The sequence below is a fragment of the Janthinobacterium sp. 1_2014MBL_MicDiv genome, from assembly GCF_001865675.1.
Classification (GTDB): Bacteria; Pseudomonadota; Gammaproteobacteria; order Burkholderiales; family Burkholderiaceae_D; genus Janthinobacterium.
The window spans coordinates 3706642-3729164 of sequence record NZ_CP011319.1 but is presented as its reverse complement, the minus strand read 5'-3'; the positions used below and the strand labels follow the sequence as shown (position 1 = coordinate 3729164).

Here is a 22523-nt window from a genome sequence, read left to right as displayed (position 1 = left end):
GTCATTGAGAGGGGCGCGCAGTCTAACCGCGGCCCAGGTTTTTTTCCACTGTTTTGACGAGGGCCGCCAGGCGCGGTCCCAGGTCGGATTCGAGTTTTTCGCGCGACAGCAGGAAGGCGGGGCCGCCGCAATTGAAGGCCATCACCTGTTCGCCGTCGGCGCCCAGCATGGGCACGCCCACGGCGTGCACGTCGTTCTGCCATTCGCCGGCCGAGATGCAAAAGCCCCGGTCCTGGTAATCCTTGAAGCCCTGTTCGATGCCTGCCTTGATGCGCGGCCAGCGTTCCGTCTCGTGCGCCCTGGCGTGGTCCATCAGGTAGTCGCGTTCGGCCTGCGGCAGGATGCACAGCAGCGCCTTGCCCATGGCGGTCGTCATCAGCGGAATGCGTGAACCGACATCGAGGCGCAGGGTGACGTTGGCGCTGCTGCGGCAGGTTTCCACATACACCATGCTCAGGCGGTCGCGCGTGCCCAGCGAAACGGAGGCTTGCGCATGTTCGGCCAGTTCTTCCATCAGCGGACGCGCCATCTTGCGCACGTCGAGGTTCGACAGCATGCGGTAGCCGAGGGCCAGCACGCCGGCGCCCAGCTGGTACTTGCCCAGACTGTCCGAGTAATTGAGGTAGCCCAGCTTGGTGAGCGTGTAGGTCAGGCGCGAGATCGTCGGTTTCGGGATGGCCGTGCGCTTGGCCATGTCCGCGTTCGACAGGAACACTTCGCCGGGGCGGAAGCAGCGCAGCACTTCCAGGCCCCGCGCCAGCGCGTTGACGAACTGGCGGTCCTTGCCTTCCTCGTCGTCGCTGAAGACGATGAGTTCCGGATCCGTTGCGGCTGGCGTATTGCTCATGTTTGCGGTCATTTTTCAGGCTCCCTGGAAACCAGTTTGCCTAGTCGAATCGGACGTGTCAATCGTTTTGTGAAACATTCGTTCGCACAGCGAAATGCTGCGCTGCATGAAAATTGCGGGAAAAATTGACCTGCGCAGGGGTTTTCCGCCTTGTCGCTTGAGGATCGCTATATACGTCTGTATATTGCGCTGTGGGATGACGGCTGCCTGTGGGCGGCTGCTTTTTTGCATATCGCTATATAAGACGATATATAACGAAAAGATGGAAGAATAAACGATGTTGAAACAGCTAATGACGGGTGCCGTAGCGCTGGCGCTGGCACAGGTGGCGCAGGCGCAGGCGCAGCAAGCGGCGGGCAAGGACGAGGCGGCGGCGCCATTCGTGCTGGGCACGGTGACGGTGGTGGGCCAGCGCGATGAACTCAGCGCACAGCAGGTGGGATCGCAGGTGAGCCGCGCCGAGATGCGCCGCTTTAACCGCGACAACGTGGGCGATGCCTTGAACCTGCTGTCGGGCGTGTCGGTGTCGACCAATTCGCGCAACGAGAAAACCGTCGCCATCCGCGGCTTCGACGCGCGCCAGGTGCCGCTGTACATCGACGGCATTCCCGTCTACGTGCCGTACGACGGCTACGTCGATTTCAACCGCTTCACGACCAGCGACCTGGCCGCCATCCAGGTGGCCAAGGGTTACAGCTCCGTGGCGTATGGCGCCAACACCCTGGGCGGCGCCATCAACCTGGTGTCGCGCAAGCCCACGGCCCGGATGGAGGGCGATGCCTCCATCGGTTTTGGCTCGGGCAGCGAGCGCCAGATGTCGGCCAACGTCGGCACCAACCAGGGCCTGTGGTATCTGCAGGCCGGCGTGTCGTATATCGACAGCGACGGCTTTCCCATGTCGTCCGATTTCCGCCCCACGGCCACGGAAGACGGCGGCACGCGCAACAATTCCTACCGCAAGGATCATAAACTGTCGTTCAAGGTGGGGCTGACGCCGGGCGGCGCGCAGGCGGGCGACGAATATGCGCTCAGCTACTACAAGCAGCATGGCGAAAAGGGCCAGCCGCCATCGACCAACCCCGTCGGCGCGCGCTACTGGCAATGGCCGTACTGGAACAAGGAAAGCGTGTATTTCGTGTCGCAGACGCGCCTGGGCGACGCCGAACGCCTCAAATTGCGCCTGTACCACGACAGCTACGACAATGAGATCACCTCGTACACGAACGGCAGCTACACGACGCTGAAGACCAGCGGCCAGGGCAGCGTCAGCGGCGGGCGCAGCATCTACAATGACCGCACGAATGGCGGCGCGGTGGAACTCGAATCGTTCCGCCTGGCCGCGCACAGCCTGCGCTTTGTCGCCAGCTACAAGGCGGACGAGCACCAGGAACGCGATGGCAAGGGCGTGCGCACCACCTGGTACAAGGATGCCCTGTGGACCCTGGGCGCGGAAGACAGCATCGCCCTGAATGCGGCGACGGCACTGTCGCTGGGTGTGTCGCGCAACGAGCTGCGCCCCGATACGGTCTACAGCGCCGGCAATGCCTACACCTTGCCGGGCAATCAGGCGGCGACCGACCTGCAGGCGGGCCTGTTCCACAACATGAGTCCCGAGGCGAAGGTGTACGCCACGGTGGCGCGCAAGTCGCGCCTGCCGACCCTGAAGGACCGCTACTCGCAACGCCTGGGCACATATATCGAAAACCCGGCCTTGCGCGCGGAAGAAGCGCTGAACTATGAGCTGGGCTACCAGGCAAGCGTGCGCGGGCTGGCGTTTGACGCCGCCCTGTTCTACAGCGACGTGAAGGACAAGATCCAGAGCGTGGCGAATGTGGCGGGCGTGCGCGCGCAGATGCAGAACGCGGGCAGGGCGCATATCAGCGGCGTGGAACTGGGCTTGCGCGGCCGCGCCGGCGCCTGGCTGGACTTCGGCGGCAACTACACGTACACGGACATGAAGAACGTCAGCGATCGCGCCATCCGCCTGACGGACGTGCCGCGCCACAAGCTGACGGCGCACGCCGTGCTGCACGCGGCGCGCCAGGTCGACGTGGTGGCGATCGCTGAATCAAACAGCGGCCGCTGGGTCTCGAACACCCTCGAACTCGGCGGTTTTACCACCGTCAACCTGAAGGCCGTGTACCGCCCCATGCCGGCCTTGAGCCTGGAAGCGGGCGTGGCGAACCTGGGCGACCGCAATTACGCGCTGTCCGACGGTTTTCCCAGCGCGGGACGTACGTGGCTGGCCAATGCGCAGGTCCAGTTCTGATGTTTTGAATGTTCCATGAAAGGATACGGCATGTTGAAGAAAATACTCGCTGCCTGCACTTCGGCGGCGCTGCTGGCGGCGGCGCCCGCGTGGGCGGACCCGGCGCCAGCGCGCGACAATATGAGCCACGCGCTGGCCGTGACGGGCATGGTGGAAATGCCATTGAACCTGAAGGTGGGGGACCTGCGCCAGCTGCCGCCGGCCAATGGCGGTGAAATCGCCGTCACGCGCCACAATGGCGAGAAGGCCGAAACCATCACCGGCTATCGTGGCGTGCGCCTGCGCGATATCCTCGACAAGGCCGTGCTCGATGCGCCCGGCCACAACGACGTCAAGAAGCTTGCCATCATCGCCACGGCCACCGATGGCTACGCGGTGGTGTTCTCGTGGGGCGAGCTGTATAACGCGCCGGCCGGCGAGGGCGTCATCGTCTATTACGAGAAAAACGGCAAGGCCCTCGACGACAATGATGGCGAGATCGCCCTGATTTCTGCGCAAGACATCCGTACGGGGCCCCGCCACGTGAAATGGCTGAACGGCATCGAGGTGCGCAAGCTGGTGGAGTGATGTCCACCTGGTGGAGAAAAAACGCGCCGTGGAGCTGTCCACGGCGCCTTTTTTTATGCCGCCAGCGCCGTTCGCATGGCCGGGCCCGCTACATCGAACAATCCCCGCGCCGCCGGCGTCAAGCCCAGCATGTGGATGGACGCATGGATCATGCCGTCGAGCTGCACGCACGCGGCTGCCACGCCGTCATCGCGCAAGCGCCGCGCATACGTCTCGCCCTCGTCATGCAGCGGGTCGTATTCGCATACCAGCACGGTCGCCGGCGGCAAGTCCTTCAGCGAGCCAGCCCGCAGCGGCGCCGCATATGGGTTCGTGCCTTCGGCCGGGACGTTCAGGTAGGCCGACCAGCAGAAGCGCATGGCGTCCCGTGTCAGCGAATGGCCTTCCGCATAGCGCTGGTACGAGGCCGTGTCGAAGGCGAAGTCGAGCGCCGGGTACAGCAGCAGCTGGTGCGCCAGGGCAGGTCCGGCCTGGTCGCGCGCCATCAGGGCGGCGGCCGCCGCCAGATTGCCGCCCGCGCTGTCGCCGCCCACGGCCAGCCGCTTCGCGTCGATGCCCAGCGCCTGCGCCTTGTCCGCCACCCAGCACAGGGCACGGTAAAAGTCATCGAGCGGCACGGGGAACTTGTGCTCGGGCGCCAGCCGGTAATCGACGGAAAAGATCACGCAGCCGGTGGCATTGGCCAGCGCGCGGCACGGATTGTCGTACAGCTCCAGCGAGCACAGACACCAGCCGCCGCCATGCGCGAAGACGATGGCCGGCAGGGGCTTGCCTGTGTCCGCGCCGGCAGGCACGTAGGCGCGCACGGCCAGTGCGTGTTCGCCGGGCACGATGTAGTCCTTGACGGACGCCACCTCTTCCAGCGGTCCGTGCAGCTGGCGCAAGCCCGTTTCCGTGGCCGCCCGCAGGTCCGCCAGCGAGGCGGGCTGCGGCGCACCGTTCGCCTGCGCCAGGAAGGCCGCTATGCGTGGATCGAGGCTCATGCAGGCTCTCCGGCCAGGAAGGGCAGCAGGTGGGCGATGAACGCTTCCGGTTGTTCTTCCATGATGAAGTGGCCGCACTCGGCGACGATGGCGCCTTGCAGAATTTTTGCCTTGCCCTGCATGGTCAGCAGCGGCGCGTCGTTGGTGGCGTGGTCGGCGCCGATGGCCAGCACGGGCATGGACAGGCTCGTTTTCGCCCGGACCAGGTTTTGCCGGATGGTTTCCGGGATCGCCCGGTAGTAGGCGAAGCCGGAGCGCAGCGCGCCTGGCGTGGCGTAGGCGTCCGCATACACGTCGACGGCCACCTTGTCGCGGCGGTATGACCAGCGGTCCAGGATGAAGCGGATGTATTCGCGCTCCTTGCCGGCCGTGAGCATCTCCGGCAAGTCCAGCACCTGGTTGAACATGAAGTGCCACAGGAAGATGTTGTCGGACGGCGCCACGAAGATGGGCGGCGCCGGCGCCAGGCCGGGAATCACGGCTTCCGTCAGCGCCAGTTTTGTCACGGCCTGCGGGAAATCGCTGGCCAGCGCATAGCCGACCCACATGCCGATGTCGTGGCCGACCACGTCGTACTGGGCATGGCCCAGGGCCAGCATGGCGCGGTGCAGGGTGGCCGCCACGGCGCCCGTGTCGTAGCCGCCGGCCGGGCGGTCGGAGTGGCCGCTGCCTGGCGGGTCGATGGCGATCGCCTGGTAGCCCTGGGCCGCCAGGGCCGCCATCACGTGGCGCCAGGCGTACCAGGTCTGCGGCCAGCCGGGGATCAGCAGCACGGGTTTTCCTTCGCCGGCGATGACGCAATGCAGGCGCTGGCCGTCGATGCGCACGTAGTCGTGGGTGTAGCTGTTGTCATTCTGATGCATGGCAAGTCCTTGTATTTATTCAGTTGATTAGTTGTGCTGGATGCCCAGCAGGGTATTGATCTGTTGCGCGCTGACGGGGGCGCCGGCGAAGTCGTCGAAGATCTTGTCGGTCACGGGAATGATGTGGGCGTTGATGAAGGCCACGCCCTCACGCGCGCCCACTTCCTGGTCCTTCAGGCAGCATTCCCATTCCAGCGTGGCCCAGCCCGCGTAGTCGTTCTGCGCCATCTTCGAGAAAATGGCCTTGAAGTCGACCTGGCCGTCGCCCAGCGAACGGAAGCGCCCGGCGCGGTTTTCCCACGACTGGTAGCCGCCGTAGATGCCTTGCCGTCCTGTCGGATTGAATTCCGCATCCTTCACATGGAACATGCGGATGTGGTCCTTGTAGATATCGATGAATTCCAGGTAGTTCAGCTGCTGCAGCACGAAGTGGCTCGGGTCGAACAGCATCTTGCAGCGCGGGTGGCGGCCCACGCGCTCGTAAAACATCTCGAAACTGATGCCGTCATGCAGGTCTTCGCTCGGGTGGATTTCGTAGCACAGGTTGATGCCCTGTTCCTCGCACACGTCGAGGATGGGCAGCCAGCGGCGCGCCAGCTCGTCGAAGGCCGCCTCGATCAGGCCGGGCGGGCGCTGCGGGAACGGGAACAGGTAGGGCCAGGCGAACGATCCGGAAAACGTGCCCATGTCCGTCAGGCCCAGGCGCTTCGAGGCCATGGCCGCCAGCTTGACCTGTTCGATGGCCCACTCGGTGCGCGCTGCCGGCTTGCCGTGCAGGTGTGCCGGCGCAAAGCTGTCGCACAGCGCGTCGTAGGCCGGGTGCACGGCCACCAGCTGGCCGAGGATGTGCGTCGTCAGTTCGCTGATGACGAGGCCATGGCTGGCCAGCATGGCAACGAGGTCGTCGCAGTATTGCTGGCTGTGGGCGGCCTGCGCCACGTCGAACAGGCGCGCATCCCAGGCGGGAATCTGCAGGGCCTTGAAGCCCATGCCGGCCGCCCACTCGGCGATGGCGGGCAGGGTGTTGAAGGGCGCCGTATCGGCGGCGAATTGTGCCAGGTGCAGGCTTGGTCCTTGGATGGTTTTCATATCGGCTCCTATTGTTTGTCGATCGACAAAGAATAGGCGAAATTTTCCGCGCGGTCAAGGCCGTCATGCAAAATAAATCGGGAACGCGGTACGCGCCCCAGGCGTTATACTGGCCGCCACTTCGCAAGCAGAGGATCAAGATGGCAGGAAGACCGAGGGAATTTGACCGCGCGCTGGCGCTGGAAAAAGCGCGCGACGCGTTCTGGACGCGCGGTTACGAAGGCGTGTCGATGGCCGACCTGGTGGCGGCGCTGGGCATCGCCTCGGCGCGCATCTATGCGGCGTTCGGCTCGAAGGAGCAGCTGTTCCGCGAAGCCGTGGAACTGTATGAAACAGGCGAGGGCGCGTTTGCCGTGCACGCCCTGGCCGCCAGCCTGAACGTGCGCGACGCGGTGGCGCGCATGCTGGAAGAAGCGGTGCTGCTATATACGCGCAGCGGCCAGCCGCAAGGCTGCATGGTGGTGACGGCCGCCACCAACACCAGCGCGGACAACGCCGGCATCGCCGACTGGCTGGCGCAGCACCGCCGCGCGCGCACGCAAGCCGTCATCGCTCGCTTGCGCGCGGCGCAGCTGGCGGGGGAATTGAAAGAGGAGGCGGACGTGCAGGCGCTGGGCGATTATTATGCGGCGCTGCTGCATGGCTTGTCGGTGCAGGCGCGCGACGGCATTCCCGCCGAGCGCCTGCTGGCGCTGATTGCGCCGGCCATGGCGCCGCTGGCGCTGGAAATGAAAAACCAGACTATCTTGCCGATAGTCGCAGTATCTACGTCTTGACGTCGATCAGGCTGCCCAGCGCCTGGTCGGCCGCCTTGACGACATTCGCCGATAGATTGAAGCCGGCCTTGTAGACGAGGTTATCCGTCAGTTCGGACGCCAGGCCGACGCCGTTCGGCCGGCTTTCCGCAGCCTTGGCCGCGTTGGCATTGGCGCCGCTGACGCTTTCGCCGGCGGCCAGCTTGCGCCCCTCGACGGAGAGGGTGACGCCCGTGCCGGCCGGGCTGGCTTCCTGGAAGCGGGCTTCCTGCGGCTGGAAGCCTGGCGTATTCGCATTCGCGACATTATGGGCGGCCACGTCCAGCGCGCGCTGGTTGGCGGTCAGCCCCGAGGTGCCGGTGGTGAGGGCGGATATGGACATGGCGACTCCTTCAGAATACCGCCAGTTTACTCCCGTATCGGGTAAAAATGGTTGGCGCAAGGCAACAATTCGCCGGCGGGTTGATTCCGGCGAAAAATAGTTATCTGACGTAACTTTTTGATCTTGTTCTGTGGCATGGCGCTGCCTAGACTGGCCGGGTAGTCATCCATGGAGTGCGTCATTTCCCGCCCTGTCCGCCACTTGCTCCCGAGTTTGCTGCTCGGCTTGTCTTGCCTGTCCCTGCACGCCCAGGCTTCCACACTGCCATTGCCGCTCGACGCCCGCTTGAACGAGCAGGTCATCCTGGTGCCGGCCGGCGACGGCAGGCGCGAGGCGCTGCAAACGACGCTGTTCCGCCCGTCCGGTCCCGGCCCGTTTCCCCTGTTGCTGATGAATCATGGCAAGTCCGCGGGGCCGGCGCGGCTGCAGCAGCGCGAGCGCTTCATTTACATGGCCACGGAATTCGTGCGCCGCGGCTATGCCGTCATGCTGCCCATGCGCGCCGGGTATGCGCAGTCCACGGGTGCGTACCGCGATGCCGACTGCGACATGCTGGCCAATGCCCAGGGCCAGGCGCTCGACGCGCTCGACGCGCTGGCCTATGCGCGCCGCCAGAGCTGGGTCGACCCCGCGCGCATCGTCGTGGCCGGCCAGTCGTATGGCGGCATGGCGGCGCTGGCGCTGGCGACGCGGGCGCTGCCCGGCGTGCGCGGCGTACTCAATTTTGCCGGCGGCCTGCGCGTCGATGCGCCCGGCTGCGACTGGCCTTCGGCGCTTGCCAGGGCCTTTGCCACGCTGGGCGCCTACAGCCGCATTCCCAGCCTGTGGCTGTACGGCGCGAATGACTCCTATTTCGGGCCGGCGCTGGCGCGGCGCCTGTTCAACTCGTATCGCGGTTCGGGCGGCAAGGGGGAACTGGTCGCGTATGGGCCGTTCAAGCGCGATGCCCACCTGACCCTGGGCAGCCGCGATGGCGTGGCCGTGTGGCTGCCGGCCACCCTGCGCTTCCTGCAAAAGATCGGCATGCCGGTGCGGCAGGTGTACGCCGTGGCCGATCCGCCGCCGCCTTGCGAGACGCATTTCGCGCCGTTCGATGATATCGCCGCCGTGCCCTACCTGGCCGCGCCGGGCCGCGCCGCCTACCGCGACTTCCTCGACAACACGGCGCCGCGCGCCTTTGCCGTCTCTGCCAGCGGTGCCTGGGGCTGGGCGGCGGAGGGCGAAAGTCCCGATGTGCGCGCGCTGGCGTCGTGCCAGCAGCGCAGCAGTGCGCCGTGCCAGCTGTATTCGGTCGATGAAAGCGTCGTCTGGACGGGAAACCGTAGTGGCGCGGGCGCCGCCGGCGGCGCGGAATAGGCGGGCGCGCACGATAGTTGTCGCCGAAACGGGCGGCGGGCGAATATACTAGGCGAAAAGGGAGGCGTTGCGCTTCCCGTCCGCCCTTATCATCAAGCGAGAATTCACCCTTATGGCGTCATCCCCAGAAAACCTCAGCATGGCCGTGTTTTGCGACTTCGAGAACGTCGCGCTCGGCGTGCGAGATGCAAATTACGAAAAATTCGATATCAAACCGATCCTGGAACGCTTGTTGCTCAAGGGTAGCATCGTCGTCAAGAAGGCGTATTGCGACTGGGACCGCTATAAAAGCTTCAAGGGCACCATGCACGAAGCGAACTTCGAGCTGATCGAAATTCCCCATGTGCGCCAGTCCGGCAAGAATTCGGCCGACATCCGCCTGGTGGTCGATGCGCTGGACCTGTGCTACACCAAGGCCCACGTCAACACCTTCGTCATCATCAGCGGCGATTCCGATTTTTCGCCGCTGGTGTCGAAGCTGCGCGAAAACGCCAAGCAGGTGATCGGCGTGGGCGTCAAGCAGTCGACTTCCGACCTGCTGGTGGCCAACTGCGACGAATTCATTTTCTACGACGACCTGGTGCGCGAAAGCCGCCGCACGGCCGCCAAGCGCGACGCGCGCGAAACGCCGGCCGCCAAGCGCTCGCCGGACGAGGAAGTGCGCCGCAAGGAAAAATACGAGTCGCGCAAGACGGAAGCGATCGAGATGGCCGTCGAGACCTTCGACGCGCTCGTCTCCGAGCGCGGCGACAGCGGCAAGATCTGGGCCTCGATGCTGAAAGAGGCGATCAAGCGCCGCAAACCCGACTTCAGCGAGTCGTATTACGGCTTCCGCACCTTCGGCAACCTGCTGGAAGAAGCGCAGACGCGCGGCTTGCTGGAGTTCGGCCGCGACGAGAAATCGGGCGCCTATGTCTACCGCAGCAGCGGCCTGGTGCCGGTAGCGGCGCCGCTCAGCGCGGAGACGGGCAGCGACGCCGCCGTCGCCGGCGAGACGGCCGTGACGGAAGAGGGCAGCCGCGAGGGCGGCAGCCGCCGCGATTCGCGCCGCAATGGCCGTGGCGGCCGCAAGCAGAACGAACATCGCCGCGGCGAAGCCGCGCCACAGGCCTTCGTGCCCGTGGCCGACGCCGAAGCGGTCGTCGTGGAACAGTATGCGCCGGCGCCGCAGCCGGACGTGGTGCATGAAGTGGCCGAAGCTGCAGTCGAAGCGGCGGCCGACGAAGGCAATGCCAAGCGCGGTGCGCGCCGCAATGGCCGTGGCGGCCGCAAGAATGGCGATGGCGCCCGCGAAGCGCGCGCCGACGTTGTCGAGGCAGCGCCCGTGCCGGAAGCCGTGCCTGCGCCAGTGCCTGAGCCTGAGCTGGTCGTGGAAGCGGTAGCCGAAGCGAAGCCGAAGGCCAAGCCGCGCACGCCGGCCCGCAAGGCGGCAGCGGCGAAAAAGCCTGCCAAGAAGGCGGTAGACGCCGTGGTCGAGGCAGCGCCAGTGCTTGTCGAAGCGGCACCGGTGGAAATCGCGCCCGTGGCCGAAGACAAGCCGGCCAAGGCGCCGCGCAAGACGCCGGCGCGCCGTCCGGCGCGCAAGAAGGCGGAAGCGGCTTGATTGACACCCCCAAAGCAGGTACCGGGGGCGGACCCTCAGGGGCCGACCCCGGCATTTCTATTGGGTGAAGTTGCTTCACCTGGTCCCCAAGCGTGTACGATGAGCCTGTTTTCAACGGGGCGGGCGGTGGTGCATGTATTACGGTGAACGTTTCAACAGCATTTCCCATACGGTGGGCGCCGCGCTGGCGGCCATCGGCGGCGTCATCCTGATCGTCGTGGCGGCCCGCACGGGCGACCCGTGGAAAATCGTCAGCTGCAGCGTGTATGCGGCCATGCTGCTGACCCTCTACCTCACCTCCACCCTGTACCACAGCGTGCGCGGCAAGGCCAAGGCCGTGCTGCAGCGGCTCGACCATTGCGCCATTTACCTGCTCATCGCGGGCACCTACACGCCGTTCATGCTGGTCACCCTGCGCGGGCCGTGGGGCTGGTCGCTGTTCGGCGTCGTGTGGGGGCTGGCGCTGATCGGCATCGTGCAGGAATATGTGTATGCCAGGGGCGCGCGCATCCTCTCGCTGGTGATTTACGTGGCGATGGGCTGGCTGATCGTCATCGGCATCAAGCCCTTGCTGGCCGCGCTGGAATGGGACGGTTTCCTGTGGCTGGTGGCGGGCGGCCTGTGCTACACGGGCGGCATCGCCTTCTACGCCACCGACCACAAGCTGCGCCATGGCCACGGCATCTGGCACCTGTTCGTGCTGGCCGGCAGCAGCTGCCATTTTATCGCCATTTTATTCTACGTAGCCTGACGTTGGCCGCCGCCTTCACTGTTGCCATAATTCCATTATAATGGCGGAATATGTGAAATGCAGGCAATAATAAGGCTAGAATGGATATCAATTCCGACGATCTGAAAATCTTCGTCACCGTCATCGACAGCGGCACCCTGAGCGCGGCCGCCGTGCACCTTGGACAAACCACCTCGGGCGTCAGCCGCGCCCTGTCCCGACTGGAAGACAAGCTGGCGACGTCGCTGCTGACGCGCACCACGCGGCGCATGGAGCTGACGGAAGAGGGCCAGCTGTTCCTGGAAAAGGCGCGCGCCATCCTCGCCTCGATGGAAGACGTGGAAGAGTCGATCCGCATCCGCCGCCAGAAACCGGCCGGCCGCCTGTCCGTGGACGCCGCCTCGCCTTTCATGCTGCATTGCGTGGTGCCGCACGTGGCCGAATTTCGCGCCATGTACCCGGACATCCGCCTGGAACTGACCAGCAACGACCAGATCGCCGACCTGCTCGAGCACCGCACCGATATCGCCATCCGCATCGGCGCCCTGGTCGACTCGACCCTGCATGCGCGTCCGCTCAGTGCCAGCCCCCTGCACGTGCTGGCCACGCCGGCCTACCTGGCGCGCCACGGCACGCCGGCCACGCCGGAAGAGCTGGCCGGCCATGCGCTGCTGGGCTTTGCCCAGTACGAGCTGGGCAACAACTGGCCGCTGCGCCACGCGGCCGGCAACAGCCTGCAGATCGTGCCCGCGCTGGCCGCGTCCAGCGGCGAGACCCTGCGCCAGCTGGCCCTGCACGACCAGGGCATCGTATGCCTGTCCGACTTCATGACGAAGGACGATATCGCCGCCGGCCGCCTGGTGCAGGTGCTGCAGCCGTACTACACGGGCTACCGGCAGCAGATCCACGCCGTGTACTACCGCAATACGCAGCTGGCGCAGCGCATCAGCTGCTTCCTCGAATTCCTGCAGCAAAAGCTGTAGCCCGGCCATGAAGGAGAACGGCATGCAGTGTCCGACCTGCGACGCGTATGGCGACCTGGTACGCGCAAGGGTCCGGAAAACAGGGCAGGAAGTCATCGTCTGCACGGAGTGCGATCTGCTGTGGCCGCATGCGGACCGGCACATCGATGCGGCGCGCGCCACGGATGTGGCCTCGTTCCTGGCGCAAGCGGGCCTGGACGGGGAATGGCAGGAACTCGACATCATCGCCAGGCTGCCGGCAGCGTAGTCCTGGCGCCGCTGGCTAGGGCGCGACGGCCGCTTCTTCCGCCCGCAGCAGCGCTTCCACCTCGTGCGCCGGCAGCGGATGGCTGAAATAAAAGCCTTGCGCCTCGTCGCAGCCGTGGCGGCGCAGGTAGTCGAGCTGTTCGGCCGTCTCCACGCCTTCGGCCACCACGCGCAGCTTCAGGTTGTGCGCCAGGGCGATGATGGAGACGACGATGGCCGCGTCGTCGGCGTCGCTGGCGACGTCGTTGACGAAGCTGCGGTCGATCTTCAGCACGTCGATGGGGAAGGTGCGCAGGTAGGCAAAGCTCGAGTAGCCGGTGCCGAAATCGTCGATCGACAGCTGCACTCCCAGCGCCTTCATGTCGTGCAGCTGGCTGACGGCCAGCGCCACGTCGTGCATGAACAGGCTTTCCGTCAGCTCCAGTTCCAGGCAGGCCGGCGCCAGGCCCGTCTCGGCCAGCACGTCGGCGATCGAGGCCACCAGGTTCGGCTCGTTGAACTGGCGCGCCGACAGGTTCACTGCCAGGCGCAGCCGGCCCAGTCCCGCCGCATGCCAGGCCTGCATCTGCGTGCACGCCTGGCGCATGACCCAGGCGCCGATCGGCACGATCAGGCCCGTATCCTCGGCCAGCGCGATGAAGCGCTGCGGCGCCACCATGCCCAGGTCCGGATGCTGCCAGCGCAGCAGCGCTTCGAGGCCGACGATGCGGCCGCTGGCCAGGTCCAGCTGCGGCTGGTAATGCAGCACGAACTGCTCGCGTTCGAGGGCGTTGCGCAGCGCCGTCTCGATGCGCAGGCGCTCCAGCGTGGCCTGGTTCATGGCCGGCGTGTAGAACTTGATGTTGTTGCGGCCCTGCTTTTTGGCGCAGTACATGGCGATGTCGGCCTGTTCGATCAGGTTCTGCGTCTCGCCATTCAAGGTCACGTCGCCGGGCATGTCGTAGCGCGACATGTCGTAGACGGCCACGCCGATGCTGCAGGTGACGAAAAACTCCTTGCCGTCGAGCATGACCGGCTGCGCCACGGCATCCATCACGCGCTGCACGATGGCGCTGCTGAGGGTTTCGTCGGCCTGCTCGCACAGGATGGTGACGAATTCATCGCCGGACAGGCGCGCCACGGTATCGCTTTCGCGCAGGCTGGCCTGCAGGCGCGCGGCGATGGTTTTCAGCAGCAGGTCGCCGGCCTTGTGGCCCAGGCTGTCGTTGACGAACTTGAATCGGTCGAGGTCGATTAACAGCACCCACAGCGCGCGGTTTTTGCGGCGCGACAGGGCCATGGCTTGCGCCAGGCGGTCGCGCAGCAGGGCGCGGTTGGGCAGGCCCGTGAGCACGTCGTGGTGGGCGATATGCTGGATTTGCTGCTCGGCCAGCTTGCGTTCCGTGATTTCCGAGCCCGTGCCCCGGTAGCCGCGAAATTCGCCCAGCTCATTGAACAGCGGTTCGCCGTTGATGCTGAACCAGCGCAGCTGGCCATCGCGGTCGTTCATCGCATATTCGAGGTTGAAGAAGGGCAGGTGGGCTTCCAGGTTGGCGATATGCTGCTTGCCCCAGCGCGAATTGCGCATCTCCGGGTTGTTGTCCCAGCGCGTCATGCCGATGAAGCGTTCCAGCGGCATGTTCGACTTGTCCGTGAAGCCGCTGGTGATGTGGGTGAAGCAGAAATGGGCATCCTGCTCCCAGTACCAGTCCGAGGACAGGGCCAGCAGGCGGCGGAAGCGCTTTTCGCTTTCCTGCAGCGCCCGCTCGGTACGCTGGCGCGCCCGCACGTCGGCGCTCAGCAGTTCATTGCTGCGCTTGAGGTCGGCGGTGCGCTGCTCGACCAGCAGTTGCACGCGGCGCGAGCGCTGCGTCAGCGTTTGCACGAAGGCGGTCGTCAGCACGCTGAACAGCAATCCCGTAAGCAGGGTGAACAGGGAACCCAGGTGGTCGGCCAGGAAAGGACGCGGATGGGCTACCACGCGCACATGCCAGGGCCGGCCGGCGGCGGCAAAGGCGCTGTCATAACCGTTGTGGTAGGCGAATTGCAGCCAGCGTGGCAGCGATTCCCAGGCGCTGGCCGGCTGGTCGGTGGTGTCCTTGCCATGCCGGAAGATGATGTGCCGCGGGTCGGCGCCCGCGTCCGCATAGACGCTGATTTCCAGCTGCGGATCGCTCAGCAGGTCGGCGCCGGCGAGGATTTTCTGTACCAGTTCGCTGCCGCGGATGACGGCCGCCGTATCGCCGATCAGCGCCGCGCGCCGCTGCTGTATGGTTTGCAGCGGCATGCCATGGCGGTACACGGGGCGCAGGATGACGAAGCCGCGCTGCGGCCCCTGCGCCAGGGCCAGCAGGCCGGTGGCCGTGGTCTGGCCGCTGATGATGGCCTGTTCCAGCGCGCCGGCCAGCAAGCCGTCCGGGCGCACGTTCAGGCCGAAGGCGGGACGGTTGCCTTCCAGCGGTTCCAGGTAGTCGACCATCAGGTAGCTGGCATGCGCGGCGGCCGGCACGACGGCGCCATTGCGCATTTCCGTCATCGCGTAGTCGGGCACGATGCGCCGCAGGCCGGCCTCGAATTCGGCGCGCTGCGCGTGCGGCACGAAGCGGTGGAAATTGAAGGCCTGGATGAACGGGTGGCGCTGCAGCAGCGGCGTGGTGAAGTCGTGGAACTGTTCGCGCGTGACGGGCACGATGGCGGCAAACAGCTGGTTGGTGGTGGTCAGCACTTCCACCGCGTCGTCGAGTCCCTGTTCGATGGCGGCCACGCGCGCGCCGGCGCGCTGTTGCAGGCTCAGGCTCATCTTGTCGTATTCGAGCTGGCTGATGGCGGCGAACAGCACGGCCGTCACGCTGGCGCCGCAGGCAAAGGTCAGTGCGGCCGCGGCGGAAATCGAGAATGGCAGGCGGCCACGCAACATGGGGGATTCCTATTTCACTTCATGGTGACAATTGTTCGGCCTGCGCGGGCCGGCCCGCGCAGGCCGTAGTTTGTCATAAACCACATCCATCATGCTGATTTTGCACCAAATTACTGCTAATAAGCAACAAAATCTATGACCGGGGAAGACGACTATCGGTCGCTGCCTGCACCCGTGCCTGCGTCCGCTTGCCGGCGCAGGCGCCACAGCTGCCATGCCGGCAGCAGCCGGTTCAGGAAGCCCATGCCGCAGGCGCGCCGCCAGCGCGCCAGGCGCACGACGCGCAGGGCGCGGCCGGCCCCGAGCTTGTCCGGCCTGGCCGCGAAGATGATGCGGTTGTTGCCGGCGATGCCATCGAAGCTGCAGACGGCGCCGCGGAAGGTCAGCATCAGGCGCTCCAGCATGGCCGGATACTGGCGGTCATAGCTGAACAGGTTGGCCACCAGCACGCCGCCGGGCAGCAGGGCACGCAGGCAGTCCGCATAAAAGCGCGCGCTGCCCAGGGCCGGCGGCAAGCCCGTCTCGTCGTAGCCGTCGAGCAGCAGCACGTCGGCGCAGCCCGGATGCTGGCGGATGTAGCTGACGGCGTCCGTCTCGATGATGCGCAGGCGCGCGTCGTCGGGCGGCAGCATGAACTGCTCGCGCAGGGCGATCACGTCGGCGCGCAGTTCCAGCACGGTGATGCGCGCGTGCGGCAGGTGGCGGTGGCAGAACTTCAGCAGCGAACCGCCGCCCAGGCCCACCATCAGGATATGCCGCGGGCGCGGCACGAACAGGGTAAAGCACATCATGGCGCGCGCATAGCGCAGCAGCAGGTGGTCGGGGCGCGACAGCAGCATTTCGCTCTGGATCATGCCGGGCTCGAATTCCAGGCGGCGCCGGTCGCCGCAGGTATGCACTTGCGGGGCGCGCAGCGTGGTGAATTTGCTTTCCGACATAGGACGACTTCGCTGAGTAAACTTGGGCTCGATGTTTTGTTGCATTCAGAGAAATCTGATAAGCTCCCATGAGCATACCCGATTAATCCGCACACAGCGTCCGCGTGCAGCGGCGGCGGGCTGGCCGCCCGTCTTTTTGCGCGCGGGATGGCAGGCAGCGCAAGGCAGTATACGGCGCGCAGCGGCAGGGCCGCGCGGTCGGGCACCATGGAGACAAGCATGTTTTTGGATCACCCCATCATTACGGCGACGAACAGTTTTACGGAGCCGGACCGCATCGAGCGGCTGACGCGCGTGTATGGCTACGCGGCGGCGCTGGCCGACCAGGCCGACAATTTCGTCTTTATCGAAAAAGTGGCGCAGATCCACGATCACAAGGGCACCCTTATCGTCTTCTGGCATGAGGCGCCCAGCGACGCGGAAAAGCAGTACTTCGTGCAGGCCTGGGCCAGCAAGGTCGGCGACGGCAGCACCAATGTCGAACACGAAATCTGACCTGATGCGCCGCGTCGCCGCGGCGCCCGCCTAGCCCATGGATATCAAGACCCTGGTACTGGCCCTGGCACTCGGCAACCTGAGCCTGTGCGCGGCCCTGTTCTTCTTCGAGTACGAGCGCAAGAAGTCGCTCAGCATGTCCACCTGGGCGGTGGCCAAGCAGTGCCAGGCCGTGGCCTGGTGCCTGCTGTACTTCCGCGGCGTGCTGCCCGATTTCCTCTCCATCTTGCTGGGCAACAGCCTGCTGTTCGCCGGCATGGCGCTCGACGCGGGCGCCCTGTGGCAGGCGGCCGGGCGCAGCGGCTGGCGCCGCTACGTGCTGCCCGCGCTGGGCGTGTCGGTCGCGCTGTTTGCCGCCTGCTACCTGTTCGACGTGGCGCCGCTGTTGCGCAGCGCCGGCGGTTCGCTGATCGTCGCCGGCTTCTTCCTGGCCGGCGTGGCCGCCCTGTGCCTGAAATGGCGCGAAGCGAGCATGCTGCGCCGCTTCCTCGTCGCCAGCATGGGCATCCTGTCGCTGCTGATCGCCGCGCGCGGCGTGCTGGCGGCGGCCGTGCCCGATTTTGACGCGGAACTGATGCAGCTGGCTGGCTTCGGCGCGCTGTACCTGATGATGCTGACGAATGCCTTCGGCTACCTGCTGCTGTCGCGCGAAAAGCTGGGCGGCGAGCTGGCGCGGCTGGAAGTGCTGGACACGGCCACGGGCGTGCCGAACCGGCGCGGTTTTTACCAGGCGCTGGCACCGTGGATGGCGCTGGCGCGCCGGCCCGGCTTGCCGACGGCGCTGGTGGTGCTCAATATCGACCATTTCAAGCGCGTCAACGACAGCTACGGCCATCCGGTGGGCGACGCCGTGCTGAAGGCCATCGTCGACACGTGCCGCCAGCAGTTGCGCGACAGCGACCTGATGGGTCGCCTGGGCGGCGCCGAATTCGCCATCCAGCTGCCGCGCACCAACCTGGCCGATGCGCTGATGGTGGCCGAGCGCATCCGCGCCGCCGTCGAGGCGCTGCCCGTGAAGACGGAGCGCGCCGTGCTGCAGCTGACAGCCAGCCTGGGCGTGACCACCATCCGCGCCGAGGACAGCACCGTCAGCCTGTTCCAGCGCGCCGACGAAGCGCTGCAGGCGGCCAAGCGGACCGGCCGCAACAGGGTCGTCGAGGCGCAGGGCGCCAGCACGCTGGACGCGTAGGCCAGCCTTACTTCTTGTGCGAGCCCAGCCAGCTGGGGTCCTTGCCGCATTCCTTGCTCAGGAACAGGGCGTCGAGGCCGGGATCGCAGCGCCGGTCAGGCGCCTTCATCGGCTCCACGTTCAGCCACTCGCTCCTGGGCAGTATCTTTTCTTCGCGTGGCGACACCGGTGGCGCGGGCGGCAGGCTGTCGAGGTCCACCCGCTTTGGCAGGGCGGCGGGCGCGGGCGGCGTGGCCCAGTCCGCATCAACGTCAAGGCGCGCCGGCGGCGTGCCCGTGCTGGCGTCCGCGCGTGGCGCCTGCGTGCTTGCCTGAGCGGCGGCGCAGAGCAAGCCGCCTGCGAAGACGAGCAACGCCGCGCGCGTGGCTGTGCTGCATACTGAAATCATGGTCTCTCCTTAAGCTATGCCGGGAAGGCGTCCCGCTAGTATGACGGCATGAAGAAGCAAAAAGACAAGAAAATTGAAACTGCATGTTACCAAAGGGACTATAGTTACTGGTAGCGAGCAGGTGCGCCGCAGCAAGATGGCCGAGGGGCGGGGCGCCAGCATGCAAGACGTGTGCATTCCCTAACTTTCATTTAAGCTAAGCAAGTTATGCTGTGGGGCGCACGCTTGCTTGCCTTTGCCGTCCGCGCCGCAGTTCCCCTTTTTTACTCTTGTCAGGCCCATAATGAAAATTCTTAAATCCCTGCCTGTATGGCCCCTTGCCGCGCCGATTGCCGGCTGGCTGTTCCTGTTCGGCTCCACGTTCAACTTTGGCGGCGCCTACCAGATTCTGCTGGTCGCCGGCCTGATCGGCAGCGTGCTGGCCGCCGTGTACCACGCGGAAGTGGTGGCGCACCGCATCGGCGAACCGTATGGCACGCTGGTGCTGGCGCTGGCCGTGACCCTGATCGAGGTGGCGCTGATCGTCTCGCTGATGCTGGCGGGCGGGCCGGAAACGACGGGCCTGGCGCGCGACACGGTGTTTGCCGCCATCATGATCATCCTGAACGGCATCGTCGGCATCTGCCTGCTGCTGGGCGCCGGACGGCACAAGGAGCAGACCTTCGGCCTGCTGGGCGTGAGCGCCTCGCTGGCCACGCTGGCGGCCATCGCCATTCTGACGCTGGTGCTGCCGAACTACACGTCGAGCGCCGCCGGCCCGTATTACAACTCCAGCCAGCTGATCTTCATCGCCGTGATCTCGCTGGTCCTGTACGGCACCTTCGTGCTGGTGCAGACGGTGCGCCACCGCGATTACTTCCTGCCCAAGGAAGCCGTGGGCGACGAGGAGGTGCACGCCGCGCCGCCGACGCCGGCCGTGGCCTGGATCAGCGCCGGCGCGCTGCTGGTGTGCCTGGGCGCCGTGGTGTTGCTGGCCAAGTCGCTGGCGCCGGCGCTGGAAACGGCGATTGCCGCCATGGGCGCGCCGAAAACCCTGGTCGGCATCGTCATCGCCGCCATCGTGCTACTGCCCGAAGGCCTGGCCGCCGTGCGCGCCGCGCGCGCGAACCGCCTGCAAACGAGCTTGAACCTGGCGCTCGGCTCCGCGCTGGCCAGCATCGGCCTGACGATTCCCGCCGTTGTCGTCGTGTCGCTGGCCACGGGCCTGACGATCACGCTGGGACTCGATATCAAATCGACAGTGCTGCTGCTGCTGTCGCTGATGGTGGCCACGCTGTCGCTGGGCACGGGTCGCACCACGGTCATGCAGGGCACGGTGCACCTGGTGATTTTCGCGGTCTACCTGTTCACGACCATCGTACCGTAGAACACCTGTCAAAACCTACTGCGCGTCGGAATTTGTGGTCTGCGATGCTCACTGTACCTTCTTCGTACAGTTACGCTTGTTAACCACAACTTCCTTCCGCTCGCTACGGTTTTGTCAGGCGTTCTTAAATGTTACTACTACGCGACTTCCTGTCACAATCCTGTCATGCCGCTGTCATACGATGGGGGTAGTGTGGTAGGATTTTTAAATCGTTTAAATGATTTATATAGTTTAGCAACTGAGTTTGCCAACTTTTTCGCGGTTGGTGCAGCAATGACAAGACAAGAGGCCAGTATGTATGCAGCGGTGGACCTGGGGTCCAACAGTTTTCGTTTACACGTCGGCAAGCATGATGGCGACACGATACGCGTGGTCAAGAGCGTGCGCGATCCGATACGCCTGGCCGCGGGTCTGGACGCCAATGGCGACCTGACCGAGGCGGCCATGCAGGCGGCGCTGGCCTGCCTGCAGCGTTTCCGCGCCATCCTGGCCGGTTTTGAGCTGGAAGCCGTGCGCGTGGTGGCCACGTCGGCCATGCGCGTGGCACGCAATGGCGCCGTCTTCCTGCCGCTGGCCGAACAAGCCATCGGCTACCCGATCGAAATCATCTCGGGCGAGGAAGAGGGGCGATTGATCTACATGGGCGTGGCCAATTCGCTGGCTGTTCCCGGCGAGCGCCGGCTGGTGATGGATATCGGCGGCGGCTCCACCGAATTGATACTCGGGCGTGGCCACGATATCGAGCGCGTGGAGTCGTTCAGCCTGGGCACGGTCAAGCAAAGCCTGTCGTTCTTCATCGGCGGGCGCATCGACGCGCCGTCGTTCGAGGCGGCGATCCTGTCGGCGCGCAGCCATTTCGAGGATGCCGCGCCGCCATACCGCCCGCAGCACTGGACGACGGCCTACGGTTCGTCCGGCACCATCCGCACGATCGCCGACATTATCGCCCGCAACAAGCTGGGCGACGGCTTGCTCACGGGCGCCAGCCTCGATGCGCTGGCGCGCCGCTTCATCGAACTCGGTCACACGAGCCGGATCGACATGCCCGGCCTGCGGCCCGACCGCGCCAGCACCATCGTCGGCGGCCTGGCCATCCTGATCGGCCTGTTCCGCGAACTCGATATTCCCGCCATGACGCCGATCGAGGCGGGCTTGCGCATGGGCGTGATGTGGGACTTGTACCTGCGCTCCACCAAGCGCGACCGGCGCGAGCAGTCGGTGCAGGGCTGCATGGACAAATTCCATATCGACCAGCAGCGCGCCGGCAAGGTGGCGCAGCAGGCGCTGGCCATGTATGCACAGCTCAAGCCCACATCCGAAGCCCTGGTGAAATGCCTGCGCTGGAGCAGCCTGCTGCACGAGGTGGGCCTGGCCGTGTCGCAGACGGGCTATCACAAGCACGCGGCGTATATCGTTGAAAATGCGGATTTGCCCGGCTTTACGACGCGCGAGCAGAAGACCATGAGCCGCCTGATCCTGGCGCAGAAGGGCAATTTGCGCAAGATCGGCGAAGTGCTGTCCGATCCCGATTTCGCCAAGGCCGTGCTGGCGCTGCGTCTGTCGATCCTGCTCATGCATGCGCGTATCGAGGCCGATTTCAGCGAACTGCGCCTGCGCATGAAGAGCCGCATCGAACTCGACATCAAGCGCGGCTGGGTGGCGCACCATCCCACCGTCTCGTTCTGGATCGAGAAGGAGCAGGAGTTCTGGGACGAAGTCGGGGTCGATTTCACGATACGCGCAAGCGCGTGAGGAGGGGATAATATTGGCGCAACTTGATGTGCAGCAAGCAAGGTTTTGAAAAACAGTATATATTGTTTATATTATTTATTAGATTGGAAAACCCATGACCAAACCCGTTCCAGCCAAAAAAGCCGACAGCGCGCCCGTCTCGATGTTCCCCACCAGCGCCTCGATCAACGCCGCAGCCGCCAAGGCAGCACCGGCGGCCAAGCCTGTCGCGAAGCCGGCTGCCAAGCCAGCGGCAGCGAAACCGGCAGCGGTCAAGCCTGTTGCCGCCAAACCTGTCGTGGCCAAGGCGCCAGCGGCCAAGGCCGTTGTTGCCAAGCCTGTCGCCAAGGCTGCAGCCAAGCCGGCCGCCAAACCGGCCGCCAAGGTGCAGGTGAAAGCCGTAGCCAAGCCGGCTGCCAAGGCGGTCGCGAAGCCGCTGGCCAAAGCCGCTGCCAAGCCGGCCGCCAAGCCAGCGGCCAAGGCCGTCGCCAAGCCGGCAGCGAAAGCCGCCGCCAAGCCTGCCGCCGTGAAAAAAGCGCCGGCCGCCAAGGTTGTCGCCGTCAAGGAAAAGGCCCGCAAGCCGAAGCTGGTGCGCGACAGCTTCACCATGCCGGAAGCGGAATATGAAGTCCTGGGTCAGGTCAAGAAAGCCTGCCTGAAGGCCGGTTTCGAGATCAAGAAAAGCGAATTGCTGCGCATCGGCGTGGCGCTGATCAGCCAGATCGACCTGGCGACCCTGCAAAACGTGCTGGCCGGCTTGCCGCAGCTGAAAACGGGCCGCCCGAAGAAGGATTGATGGCGGCGGGCGGGAGGCCGGGCGGCTTCCCATGCCGCTTGCGCCATTCTG

21 protein-coding genes are annotated in these 22523 nt (G+C 65.4%); 13 read left to right on the top strand and 8 right to left on the bottom strand.

Annotation, left to right across the window (positions count from 1 at the left end; genetic code table 11):
• Positions 1-22: 22 nt before the first annotated feature.
• On the bottom strand, positions 23-847 hold the full coding sequence (locus YQ44_RS16080; RefSeq protein WP_071326549.1) for an IclR family transcriptional regulator: 825 nt from the start codon (positions 845-847) through the stop codon (positions 23-25).
• A 292-nt stretch (positions 848-1139) separates the two neighbouring features.
• On the opposite strand from YQ44_RS16080, the gene YQ44_RS16075 reads away from it, so the two are divergent.
• The gene (locus YQ44_RS16075; protein WP_071324246.1) at positions 1140-3116 is read left to right on the top strand and encodes a TonB-dependent receptor plug domain-containing protein; all 1977 of its coding nucleotides are present in this window, start codon (positions 1140-1142) and stop codon (positions 3114-3116) included.
• A 30-nt stretch (positions 3117-3146) separates the two neighbouring features.
• Complete coding sequence (locus tag YQ44_RS16070) at positions 3147-3683, top strand: molybdopterin-dependent oxidoreductase (protein ID WP_071326548.1); 537 nt, start codon at positions 3147-3149, stop codon at positions 3681-3683.
• Between the two features lie 53 nt (positions 3684-3736).
• Here YQ44_RS16070 and YQ44_RS16065 read toward each other — a convergent pair whose 3' ends face one another.
• From YQ44_RS16065 to YQ44_RS16055, 3 genes are read right to left on the bottom strand one after another with little or no spacing between them, the layout of a single operon-like run.
• Positions 3737-4666, bottom strand: a complete 930-nt coding sequence (locus YQ44_RS16065; RefSeq protein WP_071324245.1) for an alpha/beta hydrolase — start codon at positions 4664-4666, stop codon at positions 3737-3739.
• The gene (locus YQ44_RS16060; RefSeq protein ID WP_071324244.1) at positions 4663-5529 is read right to left on the bottom strand and encodes an alpha/beta fold hydrolase; all 867 of its coding nucleotides are present in this window, start codon (positions 5527-5529) and stop codon (positions 4663-4665) included. Before YQ44_RS16060 ends, YQ44_RS16065 begins: the two co-directional genes overlap by 4 nt.
• 27 nt (positions 5530-5556) lie before the next feature.
• Positions 5557-6618 (bottom strand): sugar phosphate isomerase/epimerase family protein, encoded by a 1062-nt coding sequence (locus tag YQ44_RS16055; RefSeq protein WP_071324243.1) that lies wholly within the window; start codon positions 6616-6618, stop codon positions 5557-5559.
• 140 nt (positions 6619-6758) lie between these two features.
• On the opposite strand from YQ44_RS16055, the gene YQ44_RS16050 reads away from it, so the two are divergent.
• Positions 6759-7394, top strand: coding sequence for a TetR/AcrR family transcriptional regulator (locus tag YQ44_RS16050; RefSeq protein ID WP_071324242.1), 636 nt, complete (start codon positions 6759-6761; stop codon positions 7392-7394).
• Here the strand turns inward: YQ44_RS16050 and YQ44_RS16045 are convergent.
• Entirely contained in the window at positions 7384-7755 is a 372-nt protein-coding gene (locus YQ44_RS16045; RefSeq protein ID WP_071324241.1) for a flagellar basal body protein, read from the bottom strand. The genes YQ44_RS16050 and YQ44_RS16045 overlap by 11 nt on opposite strands.
• Positions 7756-7980: 225 nt before the next feature.
• Here YQ44_RS16045 and YQ44_RS16040 point away from each other — a divergent pair, with 225 nt between their 5' ends.
• The 5 genes from YQ44_RS16040 to YQ44_RS16020 all read left to right on the top strand — a co-directional run bounded on the left by YQ44_RS16040 (position 7981) and on the right by YQ44_RS16020 (position 12674).
• Complete coding sequence (locus tag YQ44_RS16040; protein WP_232250918.1) at positions 7981-9111, top strand: dienelactone hydrolase family protein; 1131 nt, start codon at positions 7981-7983, stop codon at positions 9109-9111.
• A 112-nt stretch (positions 9112-9223) separates the two neighbouring features.
• Positions 9224-10714: an NYN domain-containing protein gene (locus YQ44_RS16035; protein ID WP_083411894.1), complete on the top strand. Its 1491-nt coding sequence runs from the start codon at positions 9224-9226 to the stop codon at positions 10712-10714.
• A 133-nt stretch (positions 10715-10847) separates the two neighbouring features.
• Complete coding sequence (gene trhA / locus YQ44_RS16030) at positions 10848-11465, top strand: PAQR family membrane homeostasis protein TrhA (RefSeq protein ID WP_071324238.1); 618 nt, start codon at positions 10848-10850, stop codon at positions 11463-11465.
• A gap of 80 nt (positions 11466-11545) precedes the next feature.
• A complete protein-coding gene (locus tag YQ44_RS16025) occupies positions 11546-12427 on the top strand; it encodes a LysR family transcriptional regulator (protein ID WP_071324237.1) in 882 nt (293 codons plus the stop codon).
• Positions 12428-12449: 22 nt separating this feature from the next.
• A complete protein-coding gene (locus YQ44_RS16020; RefSeq protein ID WP_156894880.1) occupies positions 12450-12674 on the top strand; it encodes a hypothetical protein in 225 nt (74 codons plus the stop codon).
• 15 nt (positions 12675-12689) lie between these two features.
• Here YQ44_RS16020 and YQ44_RS16015 read toward each other — a convergent pair whose 3' ends face one another.
• On the bottom strand, positions 12690-15569 hold the full coding sequence (locus YQ44_RS16015) for a bifunctional diguanylate cyclase/phosphodiesterase (RefSeq protein ID WP_071324235.1): 2880 nt from the start codon (positions 15567-15569) through the stop codon (positions 12690-12692).
• A 152-nt stretch (positions 15570-15721) separates the two neighbouring features.
• A complete protein-coding gene (locus YQ44_RS16010; RefSeq protein ID WP_071324234.1) occupies positions 15722-16507 on the bottom strand; it encodes a transferase spermidine synthase in 786 nt (261 codons plus the stop codon).
• Between the two features lie 219 nt (positions 16508-16726).
• Here YQ44_RS16010 and YQ44_RS16005 point away from each other — a divergent pair, with 219 nt between their 5' ends.
• A complete protein-coding gene (locus tag YQ44_RS16005; protein WP_071324233.1) occupies positions 16727-17002 on the top strand; it encodes a hypothetical protein in 276 nt (91 codons plus the stop codon).
• A gap of 37 nt (positions 17003-17039) precedes the next feature.
• Complete coding sequence (locus tag YQ44_RS16000; protein ID WP_071324232.1) at positions 17040-18191, top strand: GGDEF domain-containing protein; 1152 nt, start codon at positions 17040-17042, stop codon at positions 18189-18191.
• Between the two features lie 7 nt (positions 18192-18198).
• Here the strand turns inward: YQ44_RS16000 and YQ44_RS15995 are convergent, their stop codons facing one another.
• Positions 18199-18579, bottom strand: a complete 381-nt coding sequence (locus tag YQ44_RS15995; RefSeq protein WP_071324231.1) for a hypothetical protein — start codon at positions 18577-18579, stop codon at positions 18199-18201.
• A 283-nt stretch (positions 18580-18862) separates the two neighbouring features.
• Here YQ44_RS15995 and YQ44_RS15990 point away from each other — a divergent pair, with 283 nt between their 5' ends.
• The 3 genes from YQ44_RS15990 to YQ44_RS15980 all read left to right on the top strand — a co-directional run bounded on the left by YQ44_RS15990 (position 18863) and on the right by YQ44_RS15980 (position 22472).
• Positions 18863-19945 (top strand): calcium:proton antiporter, encoded by a 1083-nt coding sequence (locus YQ44_RS15990; protein WP_071324230.1) that lies wholly within the window; start codon positions 18863-18865, stop codon positions 19943-19945.
• Positions 19946-20239: 294 nt separating this feature from the next.
• The gene (locus YQ44_RS15985; protein WP_071324229.1) at positions 20240-21697 is read left to right on the top strand and encodes a Ppx/GppA phosphatase family protein; all 1458 of its coding nucleotides are present in this window, start codon (positions 20240-20242) and stop codon (positions 21695-21697) included.
• Between the two features lie 94 nt (positions 21698-21791).
• Positions 21792-22472 carry a hypothetical protein gene (locus YQ44_RS15980; protein ID WP_071324228.1) on the top strand — a complete coding sequence of 227 codons (681 nt, stop codon included), beginning with the start codon at positions 21792-21794 and terminating at the stop codon, positions 22470-22472.
• Positions 22473-22523: the final 51 nt, after the last annotated feature.